The sequence below is a fragment of the Burkholderia pyrrocinia genome (genome assembly GCF_022809715.1).
GTDB classification, from domain to species: domain Bacteria; phylum Pseudomonadota; class Gammaproteobacteria; order Burkholderiales; family Burkholderiaceae; genus Burkholderia; species Burkholderia pyrrocinia_C.
Window position 1 is genome coordinate 2,216,937 of sequence record NZ_CP094460.1, and the last position, 25,322, is coordinate 2,242,258.

Here is a 25,322-nt window from a genome sequence, read left to right on the forward strand (position 1 = left end):
ACACCTTTCAAGGCGATACGACTATTGCCTGCGGGGCCGGCAACGCAAGAGGGATAGTCGCCCCGTTTTGCCCAACGGGAACCATGGACACAACGGAAAGTGAGGTTGGATTGGCCGAGCTGATCGGTTTGAACGTTGCTGTCAATACGGCACCTTGCCCCGTCGCTCCGGCGACGCTTGATTGCCCATCACCGGTGTAAGTGTCGGTTACGTAGATTTGCCCGGCTGCCGGGTCGGCTCTAACTTGGAAGCTCGTGGGCGTACCCCCTTGTTTCAGGAATTCGCCTTCAACGATGTTGCCCACTTCCAGTTTTTTCGGATCGTAGCCAATCGCTACGGGAATGCCGGTCACGGGCTGCCCTGAATTCATGACAAGTTGCACGGTGAACGGTTGGCCAACTTTGGCTTGCGAAGGTGCAAGCCAGATCGCCTGTGCGGACCCATTCGCCGGGTCGGACACGGGATTCGCCGATCCATTCACAGGTGCGACCGGCGCACTTGGTGGCGAGGAGGTTGCGCTGCCTGTAGTTGCTGGTGCTTGTCCTTCAGGCGCCGGCTTTGCAGACGGGAGGCTAACGGATGCCGCGCTGGACTGCGAGTTAGCGTCCACATTGGCATCGCTTCTTACCATGCTGCGTGAGTTGGACTCAGTGCCGGAGTCGAATGCCAACAGCCGTGCATCGGGGCTCGGGAGGGTGCGAATGAGATGAGGCGTGATCGAGAGAACGATCTCGGTTTTCTTGCCATCATTCTGGTGGCTCGAAAAGAGCCTGCCCAGTATCGGAAGCTGGCCCAGTCCGGGTACCTTGTTCGCCGTGTGGGTATCGTTGTCATTGATGAGGCCAGCAAGTACTTGGTTTTCGCCATCCTTCAGTCGTAGTACGGTGGCCGCGGATCGGGTCCCGATCTGATAAGCGATGGTGCCTTGCGACGTGGTCAATTGGTTCGCGATGTTGCTCACTTCCAGATTGATCTTTATCTCAACCTCGCCGTCAGCGGCTATGACTGGCGTGACCTCGAGTTTCAACCCGACATCGAGATACTGAACGTTCGAAGACACGAAGCCAGTTGCGGTCGACGTAGACGTGATGTTCGGGACCTTGTCGCCAATCAGGATTTTGGCGGTCTCGCGGCTACGCACGCGGATGCGAGGATTCGCGAGCAGGTTTGTATCCGTCGTTGTGAGACTCGCGTTGACCGTAAGTGGCGGCACGGTCGCACCCACGGCCGCCGTCGTCAGGCGACCCAGATCGGCCAGTGTCAGCGTATTGTTTGAGCCGCTCGGTAACGGCGTCAACGTAAGCTGATCGGGATACTTGATGCCGAGGCTTGAAAGGCGGTTGCGATCAACTTCCAGAATTTCCACTTCTAGCATCACCTCTGGGTCTGGCAGGTCCAGAATTTGAACGAGTTTTTCCGCGATTGATACGTTTTCCGGTGAGTCGCGCATGATGACGCTGCTTTCCTTCTTGTCAACGATGAGGTCGCGGGTCTTGGCTATCGTCTTTAGGGTGTTGGCGACCTGTTCCGGGTCTGCGTGCGCCAGGAAAAAAGTTCGCACCGTCAATGGTTTGTAGTCTTTCAGTTTCGCCGGTGTGTTGGGATAGATGAGGATCGTGTTCTCGTCTAGGGTGCGTTGCTCCAACTGGTTGGTCATCAACACGACATCGATCGCAGCCTTGACCGTCGTGTGATTCAGAAAGACTGAGGTTTTTTGGTCAGTGCGTACGTCCTTGTCGAACACAAAGTTGACGCTTGACGTGCGCGACATCACCTCGAAAACCTGTGAAAGGGTCGCGTCTTTGAAGTTGATCGTGAACATCCGCTTCAGTGCCTCTGTCATTGTCGCGTTAAGAGGTGGTCGCTCAACGGGATCATCAAGAGACTTAAATAGCGTCCGAGCAGGCGTGTTGGCGGGGTCCTCCGCGAGAATCCTCTTCAGCAACGGAATCGCTCCGTCGACGTCCTTTTTAGCGACCATCGCTCGGGCCTGATCTAACCACTTTGTGTGGAGTGCGTCAGTATCCAGTTGCACTAAACCGTACTTCGCCCGATCATTGTCTGGATCAAGCTTCAAAACGTTCTGATAGTTATCGCGCGCTGCAGGCACATTGCCTTTGCGTACGGCGTCTCTGGCCGCCTCCAGCGAGGTCGCGACGGCCTGATCGCGCAGTTTTAGATATTCGGCGCGCAGCACCGCGTTTGTAGGGTCATTCTTGAGTGCTATTCGCAACGTCGCGAGGCTCTCGTCCACCTTTCCAGCATCGAAGGACTCATGCGCCGCACGCAGCGCTCGCTCAGTGCCACACGCAGACAGCATCGCTATTAGGATGGCTCCAAGCAGAATGGATTTGGTTGACATGGCCGACGCGACTCGCTATTGGATATTCAGCTGTTGGGCCTCATTCAGAGGTAGATAGCGAATGGTCGCAATCGGTGGAGTGATATTCTCGACTCGATAGGTATCGCGTATTACGTCATTGGCCTTGACGATCAGTATCTCGTCGCCCTTGGCAAGAAAGACCCGCCACTGTTCGCCTTCCAGCTCTTTGCCGAGATAGGTAAATGGAAGCGGCGGTGCGGTAGGCTTCTCTTCGACTGACGATGCGGGTGCCGGTGGAGTCCAGGACGTCACAGCAAAAGGTGCGGCGTCTTGTTTGTGAATGAGCGGGGAGGCGCGGCCACGCAGCAGCAAAACGCCACTTGAACGAGCATCGGGATCGACACGGTTTGATACGCTCGCCGACGTCGCCTGAATCGACCCTGGAGAGGGTTCGGATGCCGGGACGAGCGCTCGGCGCGTCGCACCTACCGCCTCTCCCGGATTCGATCGATCTCCGAACACCGCGATGAGAGCTGAAGCGACTAGGCCGCCGGCCATTAGAATGCGGCGCATTTTCATTTCGTCGCCCCCGAGACCAATTGAGCTCCCGCTGGTGGCGATGGTTGGGGCGGTGCCGGCCGCAACATACGCAAGCCAGTAAAGATTGTCAGCCGAAGCGTCGCTTCGATCTGTCCGTTGCTGACCTTGTCGCGATGGAATTTGATAGCGTCCAGTGACGCTGATGGAAACTCAGCCAGTACCTGTTCGCAAAACATCTGGATGGCTGCATAGGCTGCCCGAATGGGCAGGTCGACTTGATAGGTCTCGTACTGTCCAGCCTTGTCAGTGGTCAGGCGGTAGTCGGCTTTCTCGAGCTTCACACCGGAGAGGCTGGCAATCTCGAAGAGCCTTCCAATCGATCGCTCGAGCTGATCCTCGGGGATCAGCACGGAGTAAAAGTGTTTGAGCCGGCTTTCCGCCTCGTCAAACCTCGCTACCGGACGCGTGCTAGACCGTTGGAGGGTCCGCTCTTGCTGACGCAACTGCCAATTCTGCGAATTCAGTTCGCGATCCATCAGTGGTGCAACGACGCTGCTCAGCAGAAGACCTAACGTAAATGTTCCGGCCGCAATCCATTCCGCTATAGAAAACGTTGCGAGCCACAGAGTGAAGTTGAGGACGGTGCGCTTCATCGCTCGGATCCCCGCCAGGTCGCATCAAATCTGAAGCGTATTGGCAAGTTGGAATCGGATGTGTTGATCTCGTGATGGGTGAGGGTTACGCTCGTAAAGAACCTGTTCCGCCTGAGATCCTCGAGGTACTGAACCATTCCCTCCGGCCCTGCGGCCTCACCCGTGCCTTTCATGGTGAAGGTCGTTGCTTCGGGCTCGATTGCCAACAGCGTTACATGCGGTGTAGCTACACTCTGTAGCGCTTCGAAGAAATCACCCCACGGTACATTTAGCCGCCCAATTCCTTGATTGACCGCGCGCACCTGAGCGTCGGGAGGCGGCGGAGATGGGCGATTCGCGGTTTCGCGCATCGCAAGGACCGACTCGAGATGGTTTTCTCGAGCACGGACTTTCGCGGTCGTGCTAAGCGCTTCATCGATTCGAACGCCAGCCCAAAGACATAGCCCTAGACCGATAAGCGCGAGCGCGAGGGCCGGCGAACGGAGCCGCCGCTGTGGCTGTCCGACTGATGCCGCGTAATCAATGTTTAGGCGCATCATTTCGAATCCCTTCCCGAATCCGCGTCACGAGACTCATTGGAACCGGCCTGTACTGTGACGCCCTGTACCCGTTTGAAATGGAACCCGCCGATATCGATTCCGTGCCAGGCCTCAGGGACGTCGCCGCTCAATATGACAGTTTGGGGTGAACTACCGTGATGGTGTAACGCCAGGCATCGAAGCGTGGACACGACCGTATTCAATTGAGTCTCTTCACCAATTTGTTGCTGTACCTTACGGATGAATCCGATCTGTCGGTTCTGAATCAGCGCTGCGGTAAAGGTTGAATCGCCGGACACCGCGAACCACGTTTCGCCCTGATGGAAGGACCGATAGTGCTTGTTCCATTCAGCTACGAAATGGGGCACACAGCGTTTGACGCTGAGACAGCGCGACGACATGCCCGTGCGAATCGCGTTGACGAGTGGCAACGGAATTGCACTCGCCATAAAGGGCTTGGTCGCGTGCCAATCAGCTTGCAGGCTCCAGTTGTCTGGCGAGTCGCCAAACAGCTCTTCGAATCGCAACAACATGCACAGTCTGAGATCCCTCCTTGTGGACACGTTCTTGGGAGGTGTGACGATCCAGAATCGGGTATATGCATCGCTCACCACGATGTCCACTGCAAACTTCGTCTTCTGCTCATCGGCAAAGCACGACGCCACCGCGTCCTCAACGGATGCCAAAATTGGCACGGACACCTGCACGACCGGAACGACCGCGTTCGGTGTGGGGCGTCGAAAAAAGGAAACGTGATCCTGGGCGATCACGAGTTGGACGGATTCACGTGACCATTGCCACACGCCGAACCTCCTCGAGTGTGGTAAGCCCCTGTGTGGCCCAATCCAAACTCGTCTGGTGTAACGGTCGAGTCCCAAGCCTGTACGCTGCCTCCTTGATTTGCCGGATAGGCGCTTTTTCGACGATCATCTCGCGAATCTCGTCGTTGAGAGTCAGGATCTCAGCGACTGCCTTTCGACCACGATATCCTGTGCCCCGACAGTCCCCACAACCTACGCCCTTTACGAACGTGAATCGATCTGCGTCTTCTGCGTGCAGACCCGCGCTGAGCAATTGCTCTGGGGTAGGACGGACGGATTCGAGACACCGAGTGCAAGTCAAGCGCACCAGGCGTTGCGCACAAATGCCATTCAGGGACGATACGAAGGCGTAGGGGTCGATTCGCATGTGGGTGAATCGACCGAAGACGTCGAATACGTTGTTCGCGTGTACGGTGGTTAGGACAAGGTGCCCAGTGAGGGCAGCCTGAACCGCAATTTCAGCCGTTTCGGGATCCCGAATCTCGCCGACCATGATCTTGTCGGGATCGTGCCGCAAAATCGAGCGGAGACCGCGGGCGAAAGACAGCCCCTTTTTGTCGTTCACGGGAATCTGCAGGACGCCGGGCAGTTGGTATTCCACCGGATCCTCAATGGTGATGATCTTGTCGTGGCCGGAGTGCGTCTCGGCAATGACCGCATACAAGGTCGTCGTCTTTCCCGAGCCAGTCGGGCCCGTGACCAACAACATGCCATGGGGAGCATCGGCCAGTTGACGCAGCGTCTGGAGCGTTGACTCGTCAAATCCAAGCGCATGTAGGCTCAGGCTACCGTGAGCTTCGATCATTGCCTGCTTGTCGAGAATTCGGATCACGGCGTCTTCACCGTGGACACTTGGCATGATAGAAACGCGCAAATCGATATCGCGCCCCTGCGCACTTACACGGAAACTGCCATCCTGAGGAACTCGTCGCTCGCCGATATCCAGATCGGCGAGCACCTTGAGGCGGGAGATGACCTGTTCTGCTAAATCCACACCGCTAAAAGTTGCCGCTACCACGAGCACACCATCGATGCGGTACCTGACGCCGAGGCCGCTCGGGTGGCACTCGAAATGTACGTCAGACGCGCCGGCCTTCAGTCCGTCGTACAGTGTGGAGTTGACGAGCTTAACTGCGGGGCTTGAGCCGTCTGCCGCTGCCGCATACGATAGCTCCGGCGTATTCCGCTTGTCGCCGGCGTCGCTTCCCGCGACAGCCAGGATGCCGTCCACCGCACGGGTGCGTTCCTCCTGTTTGGCGAGGTAAGCCCGGATGTCTTCCGCGACAGCCAGCCGAAACTGCAATGGCGCACCGGCATGAGCATCAAGCCAGATCTGCAGATCCGCATCAAATGGATCCGCGACCACGCCCCAGAGATCACCAACCTCGCTCCGTAACAGGACAGCTCCTCGCTGCAGAGCCTTGACGAGCGGTAGTAGATCGAATGCAGGTGTGACTGCACTCATATCGGCCGTTTCCACTACGGGCCAATTGAGGTGGCTTCCTAGCAATGCGACAATTTCCCGACCACTTGTTCCCGTCGTCGTCTGCAGCGCGTCTATCATGCTCCCGGATGACCGGCGGACAAGATCACGCGCCCTGTCAATCAGCTCGGCGTCCAACGACAAGACTGGTGAGGTGGTGTTCATTGCAGACTCGAAGCCAGATCGAAGATCGGCATGTACAGAAGAATCACGATCGCCCCGACGATCACTCCGATCGTGGCCATCAGTAGAGGCTCAAATGTACGTGTGAATCTATCGACGAAGCGCGAAATGTCACCCTCGTAAAACTCCGCGGACTGCCGAAGCATTTGCCCCATTTGGCCAGAATGCTCACCCACCCGCAGCATTCGAAGTGAAACTGCCGTCGTAAGTCCGTGGCGTTCAAACGCGGCGGCAAGCCCGTAGCCTGCCTCGACGTGGCCGCTAGCGTCATCAAACGCCTGGTCCCAAGCGCGCGGAATCACGGCTCGCGCACTGTGTAGTGCGTCCATGACCGGCATACCTCCCTCGAGCAGCACGCCCAACGTTAAATAGAGGCGTGATAGTTGATAGGTACGCACATGCTCACCAATGAATGGAAATGACGACAGAAGCCGCCCCAGTCCACCACGTGTAACCCACGAGCGTGCCGCTGCAAATACAAGAGTGGTACTGCAAATTGCAGCAATCGCTATTTCGAGTGGATGCTCCCCTATGAATAGCCCAACTTTGATCATTGCAAGGGAGAGCATGGGAAGCGGTCGGCCCGTGTCCTGATAGATGACCGCAAAGCGTGGCACCACGTAAGCCATCAGAAAGACCGTCACGGCGCCGCCTACCGTACATAGAATCACTGGGTAGAGCGAGGCGCTCACAATTTTGCTACGTACTGTATCGACGCGTTGCTGATATTCGACGTAGCGCTCCAGAGCGACCGGCAGATCGCTTGTACCCTCGGCCGACCGCACAAGGCCAATGTAGATGGGCGGAAACACGGATGTGTGTTCAGCAAGGGCGGAAGAGAATCGATTCCCTTCACGTAGCGCCTGCAAGAGCCGTCCAATGAGTGCCCTGGTGCTTTGTACAGCCTCCTTTTCTTCGAGCGCTTCCAATGCCTCCACAATCGCGAGGCCAGCACGCAGCAGCGCCAGGAGTTCTTGCGTGAACAACACGACCGGGAAACGAAATCGGCCCTTCATCGATCGACCGACGATTGCAGGCCGAATATCAATCGGGCGTAGCGATTGAGCTTCAAGTTCGCGCCTTGCCGCTGACGCGTCACCAGCTTCAATCATTACCTGAACGATTCGGTGGTCGGCGCTTATAACTCGCGCATCGAAACGCATCGCTGGGACCCTCGTTGACGAGATCAAGGAATGGAAATTTCAGCGCTCTCGCCGGTTCCACCAGGCGTGCCGTTCTTGCCAAGAGTCTTGATCTCAAACTCACCCTTTGGGCCTGGCGCTCTATACTGGTAAGGCCTACCCCAAGGGTCGGGAGGAACCTCCCTCTTTAGATACGGACCATTCCAGTTTGCAAGCGTCGCCGGCTGTACCATCAGGGCATTCAGTCCTTCCTCAGTCGTCGGATAGCGACCGGTATCCAGCCGAAACGAGTCAAGCGCCTTCTCGAAAGATGCGAGCTGCGCTTTCGCAAGCGTCGTTTCTGACCTGTTCACCTGGGCGAAATACTTGGGCCCGACATACGAGGCGAGTAGACCAATGATCACGATCACAACTAGCAACTCGAGCAGAGTGAATCCCCTGGCTCGAGTGATCGTGCATGACCGAGTTTGCTCGGCTGCAGCTTCGCTTCCGGCCGATGTTCGAAGGAACTTCATCGGATCCCCTCCTGCTCTACGTTTGTTGCCCGGTAGACTTCGTAACGCGCTAATACTTTTGGAACGTAGAGCATCGTTTCCCGGTACGGTGGAATAAGATGGTGACGTGCAATGATTGTTCGCTCCCCCGCGTTGTATGCAGATAAAGCTAGAACGACGTTGCCATGATATTGGTCGAGCAGCATCTTCAAATGTCGGATGCCAGCATCGATGTTCTGGTATGCATCGAAGGCGTCAGTCACACCGTACCGAGAGGCCGTCAGTGGCATCAACTGCATCATCCCGGCTGCCCCAGCTCTTGACTTCGCGTGAGGGTTGAAGTGTGACTCGACGTCGATGACAGCCCGTACGAGGGCAGGGTCTACTCCGTGTTGCTCGGCAACGTCCTTGACCACAACATCCCAATGCGACCTCGAATCCAGAGGCTTTGCCGTGAGGGCGAGCTTTGAAGGGGAGTGGGCGGCCATCGATGGATTGGAAATTCGCCGGGATGCCCTGTTGCGGGGCGCATCGCTGTAGCAGGGTGTTCCGTCGTCCAGGCGCGTCAGGTATACGTCACCGAAAGCAGAGGGTAAGTCCTGTACCAGAACGGCAATCGCGATGAAAGGCAAAAATGCCGCGCACGGAGATCTCTTGCCGTTCATCTCAACTTTTCCCCAAAAACGGTGGCACGGAATACATTGACTCTCACGGAGCCTCTGGCGTCTCACCTATTGTCGTTTTACCTGCATGAATCGTGTGTGCTTTCCAGCCGGAGGTCAATTTTTCAACTTTGATAGTGCCGTGCTGCTCGTTAGGCTTTCCAGAAACGAGATCAGATCGCGTTTTTCCTTTGGCGTCAGAATCAATGGGTTGCCGCTTTGAGCCGTACGGTAGTAGATCTCCTGGTCCACCGCCTCTTCGAGCGTCGCGACACTTCCGTCATGCATGTACGGTGCGGTCAACGCGACGTTTCTAAGACTCGGTGTTCGAAACTTGCCGATGTCGTCAGGGGCAAGCGTTACAACAAATCGACCGAGCTGTGCGATATCGTCGTTGCTGAGCACAAGAGCCGCAACAGAATCACCGTGGTTCCGTGATTGGATGACCCGCTGAGTCAGCTCCGCGAGTCGACCATCAATGCTGGACATCCCGACATGAAGAGTATGGAATTGCTCGTCGGTGAAAGGGGCACCTAGTGGGTCGATTGTGTGGCAGCTTGAGCAATGTGCTCGCCCCACAAATAGCAGGAGCCCTCGCACGGCCTCCGGAGAGAGCGCTGTTTTATCGCCGCCAAAATAATACCGATCGAGCGCCGAATCGCCGACGACGAGGCTACGTTCGAAGCTCGCGAGCGCCCGTGCAATATGCTGCGTGGTGATGGCCGGTCCGGAGACACCAAATGCCGCTCTGAACTCTTCGACATACCCGATATCGCCCCGAATAATTCCGAGCAGCGAATCGAGATTATCGAGGCCATGCTCAACCGGGTTTACGAAGGGTTCCAACGCTTGAGTTTCCAGCGAGGGTTCGCGCCCATCCCAGAATTGTGTGTTGACGAGTGCCGCATTCAGTAGGCTCGGCGTATTGCGAGTTCCGGTATGGCCGCCCACACCACGCGACCGCGACAGCCTATCCGTGAAAGCGTGTTCCGGTTGATGGCAGCTCGCACAGCTTACTGTTCCGTCGGCACTTAGCCGTTTGTCAAAGAAGATTCGTTGGCCTAGCCGAATCGTATCTGACTCGCTGGGCGGACTGACTTCGCGTATTGCGGGGTGCAAGCTCAGTCGACTGGTCGTCTCCTGGCTATGCGCGATGAAGGGTATGGCAGCGGCTATGGCTATGGCAACACAATGCACAGCGAGCGCTGGCATGAAATTCTGGATCGATAGCCCGCCTACGACGTGCGTGTCCATTCGACTTATAACCCCGTTATCCGAAGTAAAAATACATTCGGTAACGAAGAAGCTAGCACATGCTGAGAATCGTACAAGGGATTAATTTGGCGCAAACGTTTGTCATTGTGCGGCGATAGGAAAACAGGCGGTGCATGTCGATCGAAGTGCGTGGTGTGTGAAAGTGGGGTCATTTTCCTTCATGATTCATCACACGATTTATTCGGCAAGGTGGACGTTGACTATCAAAATTCCATGCGCTAAAACACATTTCATTGCTGCGAACGCAGACAGTGCATAACAAGGAAAGCGAACAGAACTATTAAATGTCTTCGGGGAATCACAATGCTAATCATTCTCAGTGGAAACTCGAGCATAGAATCGCTCGTCGTCGTGTCCGGATGCCTCCACTCCTCGTTTGACGCGCTCAGTTCGGCGCTTCGACCTCGTTCGTCCCGTTACTCTCCATAGCCAGCGCCCTACTAATTCGTTTTCCTATATTTTTATCGCTGTTCGATGTACCCACACACGGGGGTATAGGCGATGTTGCGTCGATCTTTTCTGTTCGTCCGCGCTGCTTTGATCGCGGCATCGCTTCTATTGCTTTCGATCAGCGTGTCGTCATGGGCTTCGACGTACAACTTGTCCTATGACGAGCTGGGGCGCCTAGTTGGGGTGGTAGACGGCGGTGGAAACACTGCCGCGTACACCTACGATGCGCTGGGTAACATCTTGTCGATCGCTCGCGGCAATAGCGCGATCTCTATCGTCTCGTTTTCTCCAAGCAGCGGACCAGTCGGCTCGAGCGTCACGATCTCTGGCTCTGGCTTTTCAGCTACCGCAGTTCAGAATGCCGTCACATTTAACGGTACCGCGGCGACAATTGTTTCCGCGACAACGAACCAATTGGTGGCCACGGTACCGACAGGTGCTACGACGGGGCCGATATCCGTTACTTCACCGGCAGGAAGTGCAACGAGCAATAGTGTGTTCACCGTTGCTTCGGGGCAAGCACCGACCATCGCGAGCTTCTCGCCAACGATAGGGGTGTCTGGATCAGTAGTTACGATAGGTGGTACTAATTTTCAAACTACAACGGCCGATGACAACGTCATCCTTAATGTTCGTAACGCGAGGGTTTCCACGGCGACAGCGACGGCGATTGGAGCCACAGTGTCACCATCGTCGACTTCTGGTCGCTTTACTGTAATCACGCCCTTTGGTCAGGCAACCAGCAGCCAAGACTTCTTTGTGCCGCCCGGTACACACGTACCGGCAGATGTGGGCGTTACAGGCCGCATGTCGATCGGAAGCACGCAATCCGTCACGTTGGGTACCGCTAATAAGATTGGGATGATCCTGTTCGATGCGACGCCTGGGCAAAGGGTCATCCTGCAGGTCACAAGCTCCAGCTTCAGCTCATGTGACGGCGGCACCATTCAGATCCTCAATGCCGACGGCACGGTCGCGGGTAGCGCAAATCTGTGTAGCGGCGGGTTCATCGATGCGACCACACTGCCTGTGGCCGCTACCTATACCGTTCTCGTGACCCCGTATACCTATACCAACAGCACCGGCAGCGTCACGTTTTCACTCAGTAGTGTGCCTCCAGATGTGACGGGGACAATTACAGCGGGTGGGGCTGCAGTGACACTTGGCACCACGGCGCCTGGTCAAAATGGCAGTCTGACGTTCAGTGGTACCGCTTCACAGCGTGTGTCGCTATATATGGCTCGTAATTCTGGTAGTGGGTGCTGGCGACTCACGATATCCAATCCAGACGGCACGGCCTTGGTCAATTACCCCGATTGCTCCGGCGTTTACTTCAGCGATGCTCTGACGCTGCCAGCTACGGGTACGTACACGATCAAGTTCGACCCACAGTCGACTAGTACGCAAACGTCGACGTTCACTCTCTACAACGTTCCACCGGATCTAACGGGAACGATTGCGGTAGATGGGGCAGCCGTAACTCTCGCTATCACGACTCCAGGTCAGAACGGCAGCCTAACGTTCAGCGGCACGTCTTCTCAGCGTGTAGCACTCTCGATGAATCGCAATTCGGGCAGTGGCATCTGGAGGATTACGATCAGTAATCCAGACGGATCAACGCTGACCACGTACTTCGATGCCACATCGACCTATTTCAGCGATGTGCTAACGCTTCCAGCGACAGGTACGTACACGATCAAGTTCGATCCAGACTGGACCAGCACTCCAACATCGACGTTTACTCTAACGTCCGTTCCAGCGGATGTGACCGGGGCGATTACGATTGGTGGGTCAGCCGTTACGCTCTCCACCACGGCACCCGGTCAGAACGGCAATCTGACTTTCAGTGGCACCGCTTCGCAACGTGTGTCTCTGTACATGGTGCCAAATTCGGGCGGCGCATGCGGGCGAGTCACTATTTTCAATCCTGACGGTGTCAACACGACTGGGCCTTCGTATGGGTACTACTACTGCGGAGGTCCCATCTTCACCGACGTGCTGATACTGCCAGTCACCGGTACATATACGATCAAGTTCAACCCGGAGGCGGCTGCGGTTCAAACAGCGACGTTCACCTTGTACAGCGTTCCACCGGATGCGACGGGCACGATTGCAATAGGCGGGGCAGCTGCCACGCTCACCATCACAGCGCCAGGCCAAAACGGCAGCTTGACGTTCAGTGGTACCGCCGCGCAAAGCGTGTCGTTGTCTGTGAGTATGGACTCTGGACTCGTCAATGGGTGTGCACGCGTAAGAATCGTCAACCCGGATAGCACCGTCCTGCTCAATCCGGATCTGTGTAGTACGTCCAATACATTAGGTCCCGTTACGCTGCCCGGCACAGGCACATATTCAATCGTTTTTGATCCAGATGGGAAGAACACTGGCACGGCGTCACTCACGCTAAGCGGCCAATGACGGGAAGAATGATGCTCCCGGAATGTCAATCGTACTTCACGGCAAGGATCGCGTCATGAACGGGTCGCTTCGCAAGGTGATTGGTTTCCTGCTGCTGATAAGTGTGGCGCTAGTTCCTGCACTGGCGGTAACTCCGTCGGCAGTAATCGGGCAAAGCGTGACACTTTTGCCAGATGGGCACTCGCTAAACATTGGAGGAGAGGGTGGCGCTGCGGCTTCGGCTTCTCTTTTTGACCCGACTACACAGCAGATAGTGCGATTGGCATCGGGGCCGACGACGCCCCGGGCATGGCACGCGGCAACCTTGCTGCCTGACGGTAGAGTATTGATTCTCGGAGGGGTCGGAAAAGACGGTTCGATAATTAATAGTGCAGAGTTGTTTGATCCGGCTAACCAGTCGTTCACCGTCCTCGGCGATGTCGGGTTGCTGGCGCGTGCCCACCATACGGCCACCGTGCTCATGGATGGCACCGTGCTTGTGGCAGGAGGTGTTTCCGCGACAGGCGCACCGTTGCCGCAGGCGGAACTGTGGGATCCGTCTACCCGCAGAGCCCTGGCATTCAACGCGCAGATGGTTTTCCCGCGCGCTGACCATACCGCAACGGTGATGCCCACCGAGCCGGTATTGTTGTCCGGCGGACGCGACGGGAAAGGCAAACCCGTAACAACACCTGAGACTTACTCTCCGCAGCAGCAATACTTTACGGCGGTTGATGCTGCCGGCAGCGGTGTGCTGGCTTCACAGCCGGGTCAGGACGGTCCAGTAGTGATGGATTCCTTGCCGGCGGCCGGCATGTCGAGTGTGGCCACAAATGCTCGCCTTGCCGTGCGCTTCTCGACGCCATTGTCGGTTGCCAGTCTCAATTCACGGACAGTAACGCTCTTGGGGCCCACGGATGCCGTACCTGCGAGCGTTGTGCCCGTCGAGGGCGGACGAATGCTTTTCGTGACGCCGCGGACCGATCTCCGGCCTGGGGCAAGCTATACGCTTTTCATCAGCGGTGCTGTCGACGCGGCGGGCAGGCCGCTCCCGTTTACCTCGATTGGCTTTTCCACACGTACGCTCAGCGCTAACTCCACTTCTGCGAGCACCTCCGCCGGTGGATCTGTCACGGTCGCCGCGGGTTCCGTCGGCGCTGCAGTACCCAACGCGGCATCAGCGCCGAAATCGTCAGCGCCATCGCCGTCATCGGTGGCTGCGGCTGCAGCCGGTATGGCCGACCTCACAAGCTGGATCCCGAATGGCGCCCAGCTGGCAGGAGACTGGCGTGTGAAGCTGGCAGCGTCCCCTCTGCAGAAGTTGCCACCCCTGAACGCTGGACCAGGCGTCACCGCGTTGTCCGGTCAAGTCCTCTTCATGAACGGCACGGCGGCGGCAAACGTGACCATGAAACTAGGCGGTCAAAGCACGCTAACCGATGCAACTGGACGCTTTCTGCTTTCGGGTGTAAGTGCGGGCGCTCAAACTCTTGTTATCGATGGCCGTAGCGCGAACCGGCCTGGCAAGACATTCGGTTATTTCGAGGCGTTGGTTAGCGTGGACGCTGGTAAGACTACGGTGTTGCCGTATACAAGTTGGATGCCACTGATCGATACTGCCCATTCGGTGAAGTTCGATTCACCGACCGCCAGTGAGGTGGTCATTACCACGCCATACATCCCTGGTTTGGAGGTACACATCCCCAAGGGGACCGTGCTGCGTGATCGCACTGGCCACATCATCAATGAACTCTCGATCACTCCGGTACCGGTTGACCGGCCGCCGTTCCCGTTGCCGACGCGCTATGTTCCGGTGTACTTCACCTTGCAACCGGGTGGGGCACATGTCGAAGGCGTCGATGCGGCGAGCGCGCTTGGCGCTCGCGTAATCTATCCGAACTACCATCATGGCGCGCCAGGCAGTACATTGGATTTCTGGAACTACGACCCTACGGTCAAGGGTTGGTATGTGTACGGTCAAGGCAAGATCAATGGTAGTGGTCAGCAAATCGTTCCTGATCCAGGCGTAGCCATTTATGAACTCACCGGCGCAATGGTGTCACTGCCCAGCAATGCGCCTCCGAACGGCCCGCCCGTCGGCGGTTGTGGCGACTCGCCGGGCGCCGGTAACGTGCCGGCACCCGCAGGTCCTGGTCAGAACTGCCCGCAGCAGCCGCAGCCAGGTCATCCCGCGAATCCTTCAAGTCCTAGTCACTCGGGAGGGCAACCCGGCTGCGTGTCGCAGGGGGGAGACCCGGTGGATTGTGCAACTGGACTCTTCGTGCTTTCGCGAAACGATTTGGACGTCAACGGTACGATTCCGTTGGTCTTGACGCGCGTCTATCGTCAGGGCGACAGCACGTCTCGCGCATTCGGTATTGGTGGCAACGACCGGTACGATATCTTCACGGTCGGTGATACTTGGCCGTGGACTTATCAAGATCTGATTCTCCCTGACGGCGGACGCATCCATTTCGTGCGCACTTCCTCTGGCACGAGCTGGACCGATGCGGTGTACAAGCATACGGCCACGCCTAGCGCCTATTACGGCGCCGTAATCAGCTGGGTGAATAACGGCTGGCAACTCAAGATGCGCGACGGACGAACCATGTTTTTTGCCGAATGCGCGGGCTGCACGAGTTCCCGAATGGCTGCGCTCCGTGAATTTGATGACCGTCTAGGAAACAAGCTGATTCTGACGCGTGACTCGTACGGGAACCTGACGCAAATCAGTAATCCGGACGGGCGTTTCATTAGTTTGACCTACGACGGCGCCAATAGGGTGACACAGGCACAGGATAGTATTGGCCGCACAGTCACCTACCAATACGACTCGAGCGGACGTTTAGCCCAGGTCACCGATCCCGACGGCGGCGTTGAACACTATACATACGATTCCGCCAATAACATGCTCACCGTCACTCGGCCGGGCGGCCAGGTAATGGTGACCAACCAGTACGACACACACAACCGGGTAGCGCAGCAGACGCTCGCCGATGGCGGGATATACCAGTTTGCCTACACGCTTGACGGTAGTGGGAACGTGACGCAAACCAGTATCACGGATCCGAACGGTAATGTGCGTCAGATCGCGTTCAACAGCAGCGGGTATGCGACCAACGCCAGCTGGGCAGTAGGTAAGCCGGAGGCGCAGACCTTTACCTACGGTCGGGGTGTTGGCACCAACTGGCTGACCTCCAGCGCTGATGCGTTGGGACGAACGACAGCCTACACCTATGACGCTGCAGGCAATCTCGCGACCGTGACGGCGCTGTCGGGGACTTCGCAGGCGGTCACTGGCACTTATACCTATGAGTCGGTGTTTAACCGCCCGATCACCTACACGGACGGGCTGGGTCACACCACGACCTACCGGTACGACACCTCGGGCAATCTCACCGAGATAGACGATCCGCTAGGCAACGCCACTCGCTTCACCTACAACAGCCTCGGGCAGATGATCGGGAGCACCGATCCGCTGGGTCATGCCACGACGTTCAGCTATCAGTATGGGGACCTCGCGGGCGTCACCGATCCCCTCGGCAGAACAGTTACCCGCTACACGGACGGTATCGGCAGGACACTGTCCGTCTCCGACCCGCTCGGCAATCGCACGGTGTTCGACTATAACGGGCGAAGCTTGCCGACTCGCGTGACGGATGCGCGCGGCGGTGTCACGAGCCTGGCCTATGACGCCAATGGCAATCTGACGAGCTTCACCGACGCGCGAGGTGGAATAACCAGCTTTGCCTACGACTCGAAGGAGCGGCGGGCGAGCCGCACTGATCCGCTGCAGGCAATCGAAACCTACATTTATGATGGAAACGACAACCTCACTAAGTTCACCGATCGGAACGGAAAGATCGCGACGTTCAGTTACGATGGACTGAACCGCAGGGTGTCGGCTGCGTATGGGCAGACCAATTCCGGGGGAAGTCCGACGTCGCCCGATGCGACTGTGGCTATTACCTACGATGCGGGTGACCGCGCCACGCAGATCGCTGACAGTCAGGGTGGAACTATCACGCGCGCCTACGATGGCCTCGATCGCCTTACGGCCGAAACCACTCCGCAAGGTGGTGTGACGTACGCATACGATGCAGCGAACCGGCGCACAAGCTTCCAAGTGGCGGGTCAGAGTGCGGTCACATACACCTATGACAATGGGAACCGCCTTACCGCCGTCACGCAGGGCAGCGCGCAGGTGGGATTCACTTACGATGCCGCAAGTCGGCGATCGACGCTGACCTTGGCCAACGGGATCGTCGCGACCTACAGTTACGATATCGCGAATCAACTGACCGGGATAACCTACGCGAATGGCAGTACCGCTGTCGGCGCCCTGACCTACGTGTACGATAACGCCGGCCGGCGTACACAGATTGGCGGCACACTCGCCAGCCTAAACCTTCCGGCTACGCTGGCCAGTGCGACCTACGATGCGGATAACCGGCTGACCAATTGGTCCAGTAATACTCTTACCTATGATGCAAACGGTGATCTCACCGGGGACGGTAGCCTTACGTATGGCTGGGACTCGCGTGGTCGGCTCGCCTCGCTCTCCGGGACGGCGGCCGCAAGCTTCACCTACGACACACTGGGGCGGCGAACTGGCAAGACGGTGAACGGGGCGGCGACGAACTTCCTCTACGACGGCCCGAACGTGGCACAGGAACTAGCGAGCGGCACACCCACTGCGAATCTGCTGCTGGGGCTCGATATTGACGAGGTCTACAGCCGTACCGATGGCCTTGGGGCACGGAGCTTCGTTACTGATGCGTTGGGCAGCACAGTGGCGCTCACGGACACCAGTGGGGCAGTCAAGACAAGTTACACGTACGAGCCGTACGGCAATCCATCTGCGGCTGGCGAGACCAACACCAACACCGCTCAGTACACTGGACGAGAGAACGACGGCACTGGCCTTTACTACTATCGGGCGCGTTATTATCAGCCACGTGTAGGCCGATTCGTAAGCGAAGACCCGATTGGTTTAAACGGAGGCAGCAACCTATACGCGTATGTAAGTGGAAATCCAATCAATCTCATTGACCCAACAGGCGAATTTGGCATCCCTGGTGCAATTGCTGGAGGAATTATCGGGGGTATCAGCGGCGGCTTGGGCGCGGCGGCTACGGGCGGGATCGTTTGGCGCGGTGCGTTGTTCGGCGCGGCTACAGGCGCGGTTGTCGGTGGCACTGGCGCGTGGGTTGGTGCGTCTCTGCCGGGGCAGATGGCGCTACGCGCAGCTGCGGGAGGTATCTCGAACCTGCTTGGTCAAATGCAAGGTATCGGTGATCCCTGTTTTAAGGGCCTGAATGGTGGTGCTGTTGCAGGCGCGATGGTCGGTGGAGCGCTAGGTGGTGTTTTGGCTCCGGGTGCCTGGGGTACTAGTTTCGCAGGCTCAATTGCCAGCCAAATTGGTCAACGTGCCCTCGCTGGAATACCCGGCGCTGGCGTCTCTGGAACGGCGGGGCTAGTTGGAAACCAACTGGGCAAGTGAGCAATGTGAAGTGAGGCTACCAATGCGATCCAAGTACCGCTCAAACATCTACGCATTCATGGGTCTAGTATCCACTTTGCTGGGAGGCTACGCATTGGAGCGAGCTACAGCGTACTTTGCCATGACCGGTGACTCAGTTGGAGGCGCCGCCTTTGGGGCCGCGGGAATTGGTTTATTGATTGTCGCCGTTGCTCATTTCTACATGGCTGCTGGATACAGATTTGGCCTCCTTGAAGCAGTCGAAGGAAGTCTGGACAGGGCGACCTTGAGAACAAAGTCAGGTGTAGTTGCCGAGGCCGTTAGAATTCGCTTTCTGCGAAAGCCGGATGCGCGAGATTCAAATTCCTCGCCTAGCAATCGCTATGTTTTCTTCATTAGCGATTGGAGACCGTGGGTTTGCCCGGAATCTGGATTCTTGACGGACTGAGCTTGTGACCGCTCGAGAATGAAGACCCATCTAGGATGGCCGACGTCGTGACAGTTTGAGTTGCTCTATTAGCGAAGCGTGCTTGGTGCTACCCGTAGCGTGATTGACCCTGAACTAGCATTGGCCCCGGTCGGAAGTGGAGATTTCTGGCGTAGTTGAGTTGTCAGGCGAAGCGGATTCCCTCGCCTGACCGGGAATTCGGCGGGCGTCATCCACCGCAATGCGGAGTGGGGACGAACCTCGTTACTTCGATGCGGCTCGATGATGTCTAAAGCAGTCATTTTCTTGACGAGGTTCGGCGGCTGCTTTTGACCGATACAGACGTCGGGTCACGGCGCTGGCGCAATTGCGCGCTACAGCCGACACAGAGGTCCCTAAACTACCACTCATAGTGGGCGCGGATTCGAATTACATAATTTTCGGGTGGACGTACGGTTAAGCGGGCGCAAAAACGAAAGTGCCCGCTCATCAAGCGAGTAGTCGAAGAGGTGGGGCAGGAACATACCGCGGGATCACGCCCAATCCGGTAAGTCCCGCTCCCTGTTTTCTAGGGCCGTGCATCCGTCGGCACCGACATGAAAGTAGCCGTGAATTTGCTGATCTGTAACGTGTGTCCCCGATCTATCGAGCCGGACCGGCCTCGAGCGATGTGATGTAGCGCAGCAGGTCTTCAGTGCGTCCCTCCGATATCAGTTCTTCGGCAGTCTTGTAGCCAAAGGTCGGCAGCGGTTCATTGCGATACCAAAACAGCGCGCTCCGTACGTCCCCGGAGATATCGGTTGCAGCTCGGATGATCCGCAACACGTCTCGCAGATATTTTTGTACGCTTTCGGCGCCGGGAAGGCGACTGATGGTATTGCGATGGACATGGGCTAGTCGAGCGAGCGTCTGTATGTCGATGTGTAGTGCGGCAGCGAAGCGCCGTGCGGAGACGATCGGCGCAGCGCTCTCCGGCTCCTTCAAAGACGCCATGAACCGGTCGAAATCGAGGGGCGGCGTTGAATCGCGGGCCAGGTCAGGGTTCATCGCAGATTACTATTTGCACACTTATAGCACAAGCAGCGTCGACGATGCTAGTCGCTGAAACGCTCGTCGATTGCGCCACTGATCGCCGAATTCCGTCTGGACACCTAGACAGGGCCGTGACATTCCCACGGACGACTTTTCTGAGAATTCCCGGGGCCACGGACATCTTTTCTGAGACGAGAGGTATGTGGATTTCTCAAAAAAGATGTCCAAGTCCTTGATCTGTCTAGGGGCCCAAAGACACCTTTTCTGAGAGCCCACATTGTTGTCTCTCAGAAAAGATGTCCGCAGTCTCAATATGTTGTCTTTGAATAAAAGGCAATGATTCTCGCTGAATTGACGCGTTCTGTTCTTTCCGTCGAGAGGTATTCGGTCACAAATGCTGCACTGAATTGATTCTGGGCAATATTCGACCAGAGATACCTATCGTAGTCGGCCGCCTTGGACGGCACTCAACCGCCAATCCGCCCCTCAGGTCCGTCTGCGTGAACTTGCGGCGAAGTTGATGTTCCGTCAGCACACCGAACCCCGAGCAGCATGCAATTACGTTTTTGACTGCCTCGCGCGGTGTTTCGCGGAGGTAATTGCCCCGAACCGCTGAATCATTGAGGTTCCGGACACCCTGACCGGAGGGACGACAATTTTCCGCGGTTAGAAGGTCGTCCTATCGCGATTGACAAAAAAGGGCCTGCCATTTGTCTAGCCCTAGCCGACATTTCACGCATGGGCATCCAACTTTGGAGGGCAAGTCGAGCCAGCACAGTAGGGTCTCGAATGTGAACACGACGCTAGTCGGCACGAGGCGATTCGAAACAAGCTGGCGGCCTGGGCTTTTCTCACGGCGCAACGTGGCAGGCATCAGCAGCGGATCGATCGCTGCCCACAACTGCCCCTTGATGATCGGCGTGCCCATCTCCTCCGTCTCGCTTGTTCCAATGCCTGCTGACAACTCGCGGCGAAATTTAACAATCCTATATGACCCCCTCTAAAACCGCTTCTCGCCTTGTCTCGATCCATGCGCTCGAGCAGTCGCGACCGGTCATGCGCCAGGGAAATGCCAGTCGCTTCTGATTCCGGGACACTGATCATGCTGACTTCCCCCCTCCCTGTTATTTTTAACAGTCAATCATTACGTTTTCTAAACAATTATTACTAAAACATTATTTATTCACATTGTTGCGGAGCCGCAAAAACTAATGTAGATTGCGCAGGTAGACAGATCTGTATATTGCGATGCGAAATCGGGAATGCGTAAATCGCTCGCCATGCAGTTCAGTATCAATAAAATCATTCATAATCCTCTGAGAGAAACGTGATGAGTACGGGTCGTGCACCATCCACGGGCAAAACTGTGCCTTTCACAATTGCAGTGATCGGCTGCGGTCCTCGCGGCATATCCGTCTTGGAGCGGATTGCAGCGAGATTGGCGAATGAACGCGATGCTTCGCCGGTCATTGGCGATATTTGCATATGCGTGGTTGACGCGCATGAAATCGGTGGCGGTCGCATTTGGCGTCCGGACCAGCCCAGCTGGTTACTCATGAACACCCCAGCAAAGGAAACAACAATATTTTCCGGTCCACCGGACGGCGGCGACGTTCGCCCGATGGCGGGTCCGTCACTGGCTGAATGGTGGGCTGAGGTCGATTCTGATAATGCCGAGCCAAATGGCCTGGCACCACGATACATATATGGTAAATATCTTAAATTTGCCTTTGATAGAATAATAAATGACCTGTCGCGTCATGCGGATGTCCGTGTGATTAGGGATGTTGTCATCGATGTAAAAAAAAGCGATGGAAGGCGAACTGTCATACTTTCCGATCGTTCTACATTTGATGCAGACAAAGTTGTACTCGCTACTGGTCATCCTGTTCCGGAATTGAGTGCCTCACAGCTGGAGTTTTCTCTCTTTGCAAGGCAGCATCCCGGTTTGAGGTACATCGAAGGAAATTCGGCCGCGGATATGCAACTTTCTGCGATTCAGCCGGGAGAGAGAGTAGGCGTCATTGGCTGTGGCCTCGCGTTCTACGACGTTATGGCTAGCCTCACCGAGGGGCGTGGCGGTCGGTACGAAACTGCAGTTGATGGTGATCTGGTCTACATTCCGAGCGGCAAGGAGCCGAGAATTCATGCCGGATCGCGTAGCGGAGTTCCGTTTCCGGCTCGCGCCACGAATGAAAAAGCCGCTGACTATCAATACACGCCACGGTTGCTCACCGAGTCGAGAATGCAGCAGATTCGACTGGCTCGAGTGGCAACCAAACTGGATTTCCGTCGGGACGTCCTTCCGTGGCTCGAGGGCGAGATGCAACTGGTCTATTTCGCATGCATTCTCAGGGAGACCCGAGGTCGAGTGTATGCGAGTGGATTTGTCGATGAGGCCGTGAACAACGTCGGCGAGGATATCGATGCACTCCTACCGAAGGACATCATCAGAAAGACCGCTGAATCGTTCGGTGCTCACGGAATCGAAGGAGTAGACCTGGAAAAATGGTCTCGGCCTTTTGGTAGTAGATTATTTCGTAATGCGAAAGAATATTCTAGCGACCTGGAGAAATGGATTCGAAACGATATCGAGAATGCGGGGGAAGGCAATGTCAGAGGAGCCGTCAAGGCAGCCACTGACGTATTGAGAGACATCCGTCCGATCCTGAAGTACGCAGTCGACTATGCCGGGCTGACCCCTGCTTCCCACCAACACGATTTTCTCGGTTCGTTTGTCGCGATCTATTCGATGCTGTCGGCGGGACCGCCGGCGGTGCGATTGAAGCAAGTCCTCGCACTCATCCGCGCGAATATTCTGACTTTTGCAGGGCCGAAGGCAGAATTTTCAGCGTCCGCCGCGGAGAAAGCGTTCGTCGTGTCGTCACCTCAGGTATCGGGCGAGGTGTTTAGGGCGAGCACGTTAGTCGACGCACGGATCCCTCCTCAGAACGTACACGCTGATAGTTCACCTCTGTTTCGGAATTTGCTTGCGTCTGGAACCGTGACAAGTTTTACGAATTCGCTTGATCAAGACACATTCGATACAGGCGGTGTGGCCGTGACGCGCGCACCGTTCAACGCAATGTCGAAAGACGGACCGGACAGCGCGATCCATGTGATCGGGATTCCAGTCGAGCACACACGTTGGCTCATGCAGTTTGGGTCTGGGCGACCTGGTCCCTGGGGGCAGTTTACGAAGGATGCTGACGCGGTAGCCGAAAGTGTCATTGCTGCGTTTCTGGACGCGTTGGCCGCCACAAATACTCCGGTCGTTACCGATAATGAAAAGGAGCATGTCGATGTCTGAGATGAAAAGCGGGGCCGAGAAGCAGAAAATTCTGGTTGTCGGTGGAACGTCGGGAATCGGCTTGGCCGCTGCACGGGCATTCGCCATGGGTGGTGCCGACGTTACTGTCATGTCGAGATCGGCTGCGAGTATTGATCGTTCGCTTCCGACCATCGGTGCCAATGCGTCAGGCGCTGTGGTGGATGTTTGCGATGATGAAAGCGTTGCCGATGCGATCGCGTCGTTGGATGCGTTCGATCATGTAGTAGTTACTACCGCGTCCACCCCGCTTCCTACAGGGAGTATCAAGTCGATTCCTCTCGACCGAGCGTATGGTGCGATGAACTCAAAATTCTGGGGTGCTTATCGAATCGCCAGAGAGGTAAAAATCAATCAGGGCGGGTCGTTGACGTTCGTGTCGGGAATTCTTGCGTCGAGGCCTACGAAGACTACTGCGCTTATCGGAGCAATCAACGCGGCATTGGAGAGCCTGGCAAAAGGGTTGGCGCTCGAGCGGGCTCCTGTTCGCGTGAACGTGGTGTCGCCCGGAATACTTGGCAATGCGTCGATGTTGGTACATCTGAACGAGGAAGAACGAAAAAGTATTGGTGCGCGTCTCCCCGTCGAGAAAATCGGCACTCCAGAGCTTGTAGCAGATGCAATTGTATTCTTGGCGAATCACAAGCACATCACGGGTACGACATTGGTCGTCGATGGAGGAGGTTCCCTTGTCTGACAATAGTCTCTTTACGTCCACGATCGAAGAAGCTGATGCTCAGTCGCTAGAAATCGTCAAGTCGCGTGCCCTGATCACGGTTTGCATTGGCTTCTTTATGGTCAGCTTGGATGCCACTGTCGTCAATGTTGCGTTGAACAGCCTGCGCCTCAGCTTGCACGTTGGTTTGAGCGGATTGCAGTGGACGGTGGACTCTTACACGCTGGCGTTTGCAGCTCTGTTGCTAAGCGCTGGAGCGCTTGGCGATATCTTCGGGCCGAAGAAGGTATTCAATGTCGGTCTGATTGTTTTCTCGTTGGCATCTGCCTTGTGCGGGCTGTCGACAAGTCTGGGTGCACTGCTTGCGTCACGCGTTCTCCAAGGCGTTGGGGCCGCGCTGCTTGTCGCGACGTCGCTGTCGCTTCTTCAGAAAATATTTGTTGAGCCGGCTGACCGCGCGCGTGCGTTCGGAGTTTGGGGTGGGGTCGGTGGCGTGGCAGTGGCCGCCGGTCCGGTGCTCGGTGGTTTCCTCATCTCGACGTTTGGATGGCCCTCCGTATTTCTGGTCAACGTGCCTTTCGGCATCTTGGGCGTAATCCTCTCGGCGCGCTATTTGCCGAAGATGCCGGGGGAGGCTCGCCGGATCAACTTTGGGGCACAGGTGCTTTCCGCCGTCGCACTGGGTGCACTCGCGTTTCTATTCATTTCCGCCGGCGCACATGGATGGTCGAGCCGCGATGTGCAGATCGCGGTGGCCGCGTTCGCAATCGCGACATGCCTGTTCCTTGGGATTGAACGATTCTCTGCCAACCCGATGTTGCCGCGCGGGATCTTCCGGTCGCGAATCTTTTCGGCGGCGACGACTGTGGGGATGATCATCAATTTCGGGTTCTACGGACAGCTGTTTGTACTGAGCCTGTATTTTCAGCAGATCTGCAAATATTCGACGATGGAAACGGGCTTGGCCCTTCTGCCCCAGGCGATTGTTTGCTCACTTACCGCCTTTTATTGCGGACGAGTCACGGCTCGAACCGGGCCAGGTTTTCCGATGAAAGTCGGCCTGCTCGCCGGTGCGCTCGGCCTCTTCGGATTGACCTTCGCAAACGGAAATAGCTCATACGTTTCCGTTCTGATACCGATGCTCGCGGTTGGTTTCGGCATGTCGTTTACTGCGCCGGCGACTGTTGCTGCGGGCATGTCGGCGGCTCCGGCCGGACAGGCCGGTATCGTATCTGGCGTGATCAACGCAGCCCGTCAGAGCGGTAGTGTGATGGGAATCGCTGTCCTTGGCGGTCTGATTGGATTGAGCTCGAATTTCGAATATGGCATGCATCTGGCGTTCTGGGTTGCATCTGTTCTGTTTGCTGGCGCATTGTTGGTTACCGCTTTGCGAATTCGTAAGTAAATTTAACTAA

Annotated in this window: 15 protein-coding genes; 5 read left to right on the forward strand and 10 right to left on the reverse strand. The window is 56.5% G+C overall.

Features of this window, described 5'->3' with window-relative positions:
- Positions 1-7: 7 nt before the first annotated feature.
- The 9 genes from MRS60_RS26830 to MRS60_RS26870 all read right to left on the reverse strand — a co-directional run bounded on the left by MRS60_RS26830 (position 8) and on the right by MRS60_RS26870 (position 10,094).
- Positions 8-2,362: a secretin N-terminal domain-containing protein gene (locus MRS60_RS26830; protein ID WP_243565885.1), complete on the reverse strand. Its 2,355-nt coding sequence runs from the start codon at positions 2,360-2,362 to the stop codon at positions 8-10.
- A 15-nt stretch (positions 2,363-2,377) separates the two neighbouring features.
- The gene (locus MRS60_RS26835) at positions 2,378-2,896 is read right to left on the reverse strand and encodes a hypothetical protein (protein ID WP_243565886.1); all 519 of its coding nucleotides are present in this window, start codon (positions 2,894-2,896) and stop codon (positions 2,378-2,380) included.
- Between the two features lie 2 nt (positions 2,897-2,898).
- Positions 2,899-3,516, reverse strand: a complete 618-nt coding sequence (locus MRS60_RS26840) for a hypothetical protein (protein WP_243565887.1) — start codon at positions 3,514-3,516, stop codon at positions 2,899-2,901.
- Positions 3,517-4,051: 535 nt separating this feature from the next.
- Positions 4,052-4,858, reverse strand: a complete 807-nt coding sequence (locus MRS60_RS26845; protein WP_243565888.1) for a hypothetical protein — start codon at positions 4,856-4,858, stop codon at positions 4,052-4,054.
- Positions 4,839-6,524, reverse strand: coding sequence for a GspE/PulE family protein (locus MRS60_RS26850; RefSeq protein WP_243565889.1), 1,686 nt, complete (start codon positions 6,522-6,524; stop codon positions 4,839-4,841). The genes MRS60_RS26845 and MRS60_RS26850 overlap by 20 nt, the downstream gene beginning before the upstream one ends.
- The gene (locus MRS60_RS26855) at positions 6,521-7,705 is read right to left on the reverse strand and encodes a type II secretion system F family protein (protein ID WP_243565890.1); all 1,185 of its coding nucleotides are present in this window, start codon (positions 7,703-7,705) and stop codon (positions 6,521-6,523) included. Before MRS60_RS26855 ends, MRS60_RS26850 begins: the two co-directional genes overlap by 4 nt.
- A 23-nt stretch (positions 7,706-7,728) precedes the next feature.
- Positions 7,729-8,199 carry a type II secretion system major pseudopilin GspG gene (gene gspG / locus MRS60_RS26860; protein WP_243565891.1) on the reverse strand — a complete coding sequence of 157 codons (471 nt, stop codon included), beginning with the start codon at positions 8,197-8,199 and terminating at the stop codon, positions 7,729-7,731.
- Positions 8,196-8,843: a lytic transglycosylase domain-containing protein gene (locus MRS60_RS26865; RefSeq protein ID WP_243565892.1), complete on the reverse strand. Its 648-nt coding sequence runs from the start codon at positions 8,841-8,843 to the stop codon at positions 8,196-8,198. Before MRS60_RS26865 ends, gspG begins: the two co-directional genes overlap by 4 nt.
- 114 nt (positions 8,844-8,957) lie before the next feature.
- Complete coding sequence (locus MRS60_RS26870) at positions 8,958-10,094, reverse strand: cytochrome-c peroxidase (protein ID WP_347814844.1); 1,137 nt, start codon at positions 10,092-10,094, stop codon at positions 8,958-8,960.
- A 522-nt stretch (positions 10,095-10,616) separates the two neighbouring features.
- Here MRS60_RS26870 and MRS60_RS26875 point away from each other — a divergent pair.
- Positions 10,617-12,983, forward strand: a complete 2,367-nt coding sequence (locus MRS60_RS26875) for an IPT/TIG domain-containing protein (RefSeq protein WP_243565893.1) — start codon at positions 10,617-10,619, stop codon at positions 12,981-12,983.
- A gap of 55 nt (positions 12,984-13,038) precedes the next feature.
- The gene (locus tag MRS60_RS26880; RefSeq protein ID WP_243565894.1) at positions 13,039-18,465 is read left to right on the forward strand and encodes an RHS repeat-associated core domain-containing protein; all 5,427 of its coding nucleotides are present in this window, start codon (positions 13,039-13,041) and stop codon (positions 18,463-18,465) included.
- Between the two features lie 1,048 nt (positions 18,466-19,513).
- Here the strand turns inward: MRS60_RS26880 and MRS60_RS26885 are convergent.
- On the reverse strand, positions 19,514-19,918 hold the full coding sequence (locus MRS60_RS26885; protein ID WP_243565895.1) for an MbcA/ParS/Xre antitoxin family protein: 405 nt from the start codon (positions 19,916-19,918) through the stop codon (positions 19,514-19,516).
- Positions 19,919-21,233: 1,315 nt separating this feature from the next.
- Here MRS60_RS26885 and MRS60_RS26890 point away from each other — a divergent pair.
- Genes MRS60_RS26890 through MRS60_RS26900 form a run of 3 tightly spaced genes read left to right on the forward strand, consistent with a single transcriptional unit; the run spans position 21,234 to position 25,312 of the window.
- The gene (locus MRS60_RS26890) at positions 21,234-23,213 is read left to right on the forward strand and encodes an FAD/NAD(P)-binding protein (protein WP_243565896.1); all 1,980 of its coding nucleotides are present in this window, start codon (positions 21,234-21,236) and stop codon (positions 23,211-23,213) included.
- A 1-nt stretch (position 23,214) separates the two neighbouring features.
- Positions 23,215-23,928, forward strand: a complete 714-nt coding sequence (locus tag MRS60_RS26895) for an SDR family oxidoreductase (RefSeq protein WP_243566828.1) — start codon at positions 23,215-23,217, stop codon at positions 23,926-23,928.
- Positions 23,921-25,312 carry an MFS transporter gene (locus MRS60_RS26900; RefSeq protein ID WP_243565897.1) on the forward strand — a complete coding sequence of 464 codons (1,392 nt, stop codon included), beginning with the start codon at positions 23,921-23,923 and terminating at the stop codon, positions 25,310-25,312. The genes MRS60_RS26895 and MRS60_RS26900 overlap by 8 nt, the downstream gene beginning before the upstream one ends.
- Positions 25,313-25,322: the final 10 nt, after the last annotated feature.

What these genes read in the sequence shown, in the direction of transcription:
- MRS60_RS26830 (WP_243565885.1), bottom strand. Translation starts at nt 2,362, where the DNA reads ATGTCAACCAAATCCATTCTGCTTGGAGCCATCCTAATAGCGATGCTG.
- MRS60_RS26835 (WP_243565886.1), bottom strand. Translation starts at nt 2,896, where the DNA reads ATGCGCCGCATTCTAATGGCCGGCGGCCTAGTCGCTTCAGCTCTCATC.
- MRS60_RS26840 (WP_243565887.1), bottom strand. Translation starts at nt 3,516, where the DNA reads ATGAAGCGCACCGTCCTCAACTTCACTCTGTGGCTCGCAACGTTTTCT.
- MRS60_RS26850 (WP_243565889.1), bottom strand. Translation starts at nt 6,524, where the DNA reads ATGAACACCACCTCACCAGTCTTGTCGTTGGACGCCGAGCTGATTGAC.
- MRS60_RS26855 (WP_243565890.1), bottom strand. Translation starts at nt 7,705, where the DNA reads ATGCGTTTCGATGCGCGAGTTATAAGCGCCGACCACCGAATCGTTCAG.
- gspG (WP_243565891.1), bottom strand. Translation starts at nt 8,199, where the DNA reads ATGAAGTTCCTTCGAACATCGGCCGGAAGCGAAGCTGCAGCCGAGCAA.
- MRS60_RS26865 (WP_243565892.1), bottom strand. Translation starts at nt 8,843, where the DNA reads ATGAACGGCAAGAGATCTCCGTGCGCGGCATTTTTGCCTTTCATCGCG.
- MRS60_RS26870 (WP_347814844.1), bottom strand. Translation starts at nt 10,094, where the DNA reads ATGGACACGCACGTCGTAGGCGGGCTATCGATCCAGAATTTCATGCCA.
- MRS60_RS26875 (WP_243565893.1), top strand. Translation starts at nt 10,617, where the DNA reads ATGTTGCGTCGATCTTTTCTGTTCGTCCGCGCTGCTTTGATCGCGGCA.
- MRS60_RS26880 (WP_243565894.1), top strand. Translation starts at nt 13,039, where the DNA reads ATGAACGGGTCGCTTCGCAAGGTGATTGGTTTCCTGCTGCTGATAAGT.
- MRS60_RS26885 (WP_243565895.1), bottom strand. Translation starts at nt 19,918, where the DNA reads ATGAACCCTGACCTGGCCCGCGATTCAACGCCGCCCCTCGATTTCGAC.
- MRS60_RS26890 (WP_243565896.1), top strand. Translation starts at nt 21,234, where the DNA reads ATGAGTACGGGTCGTGCACCATCCACGGGCAAAACTGTGCCTTTCACA.
- MRS60_RS26895 (WP_243566828.1), top strand. Translation starts at nt 23,215, where the DNA reads ATGAAAAGCGGGGCCGAGAAGCAGAAAATTCTGGTTGTCGGTGGAACG.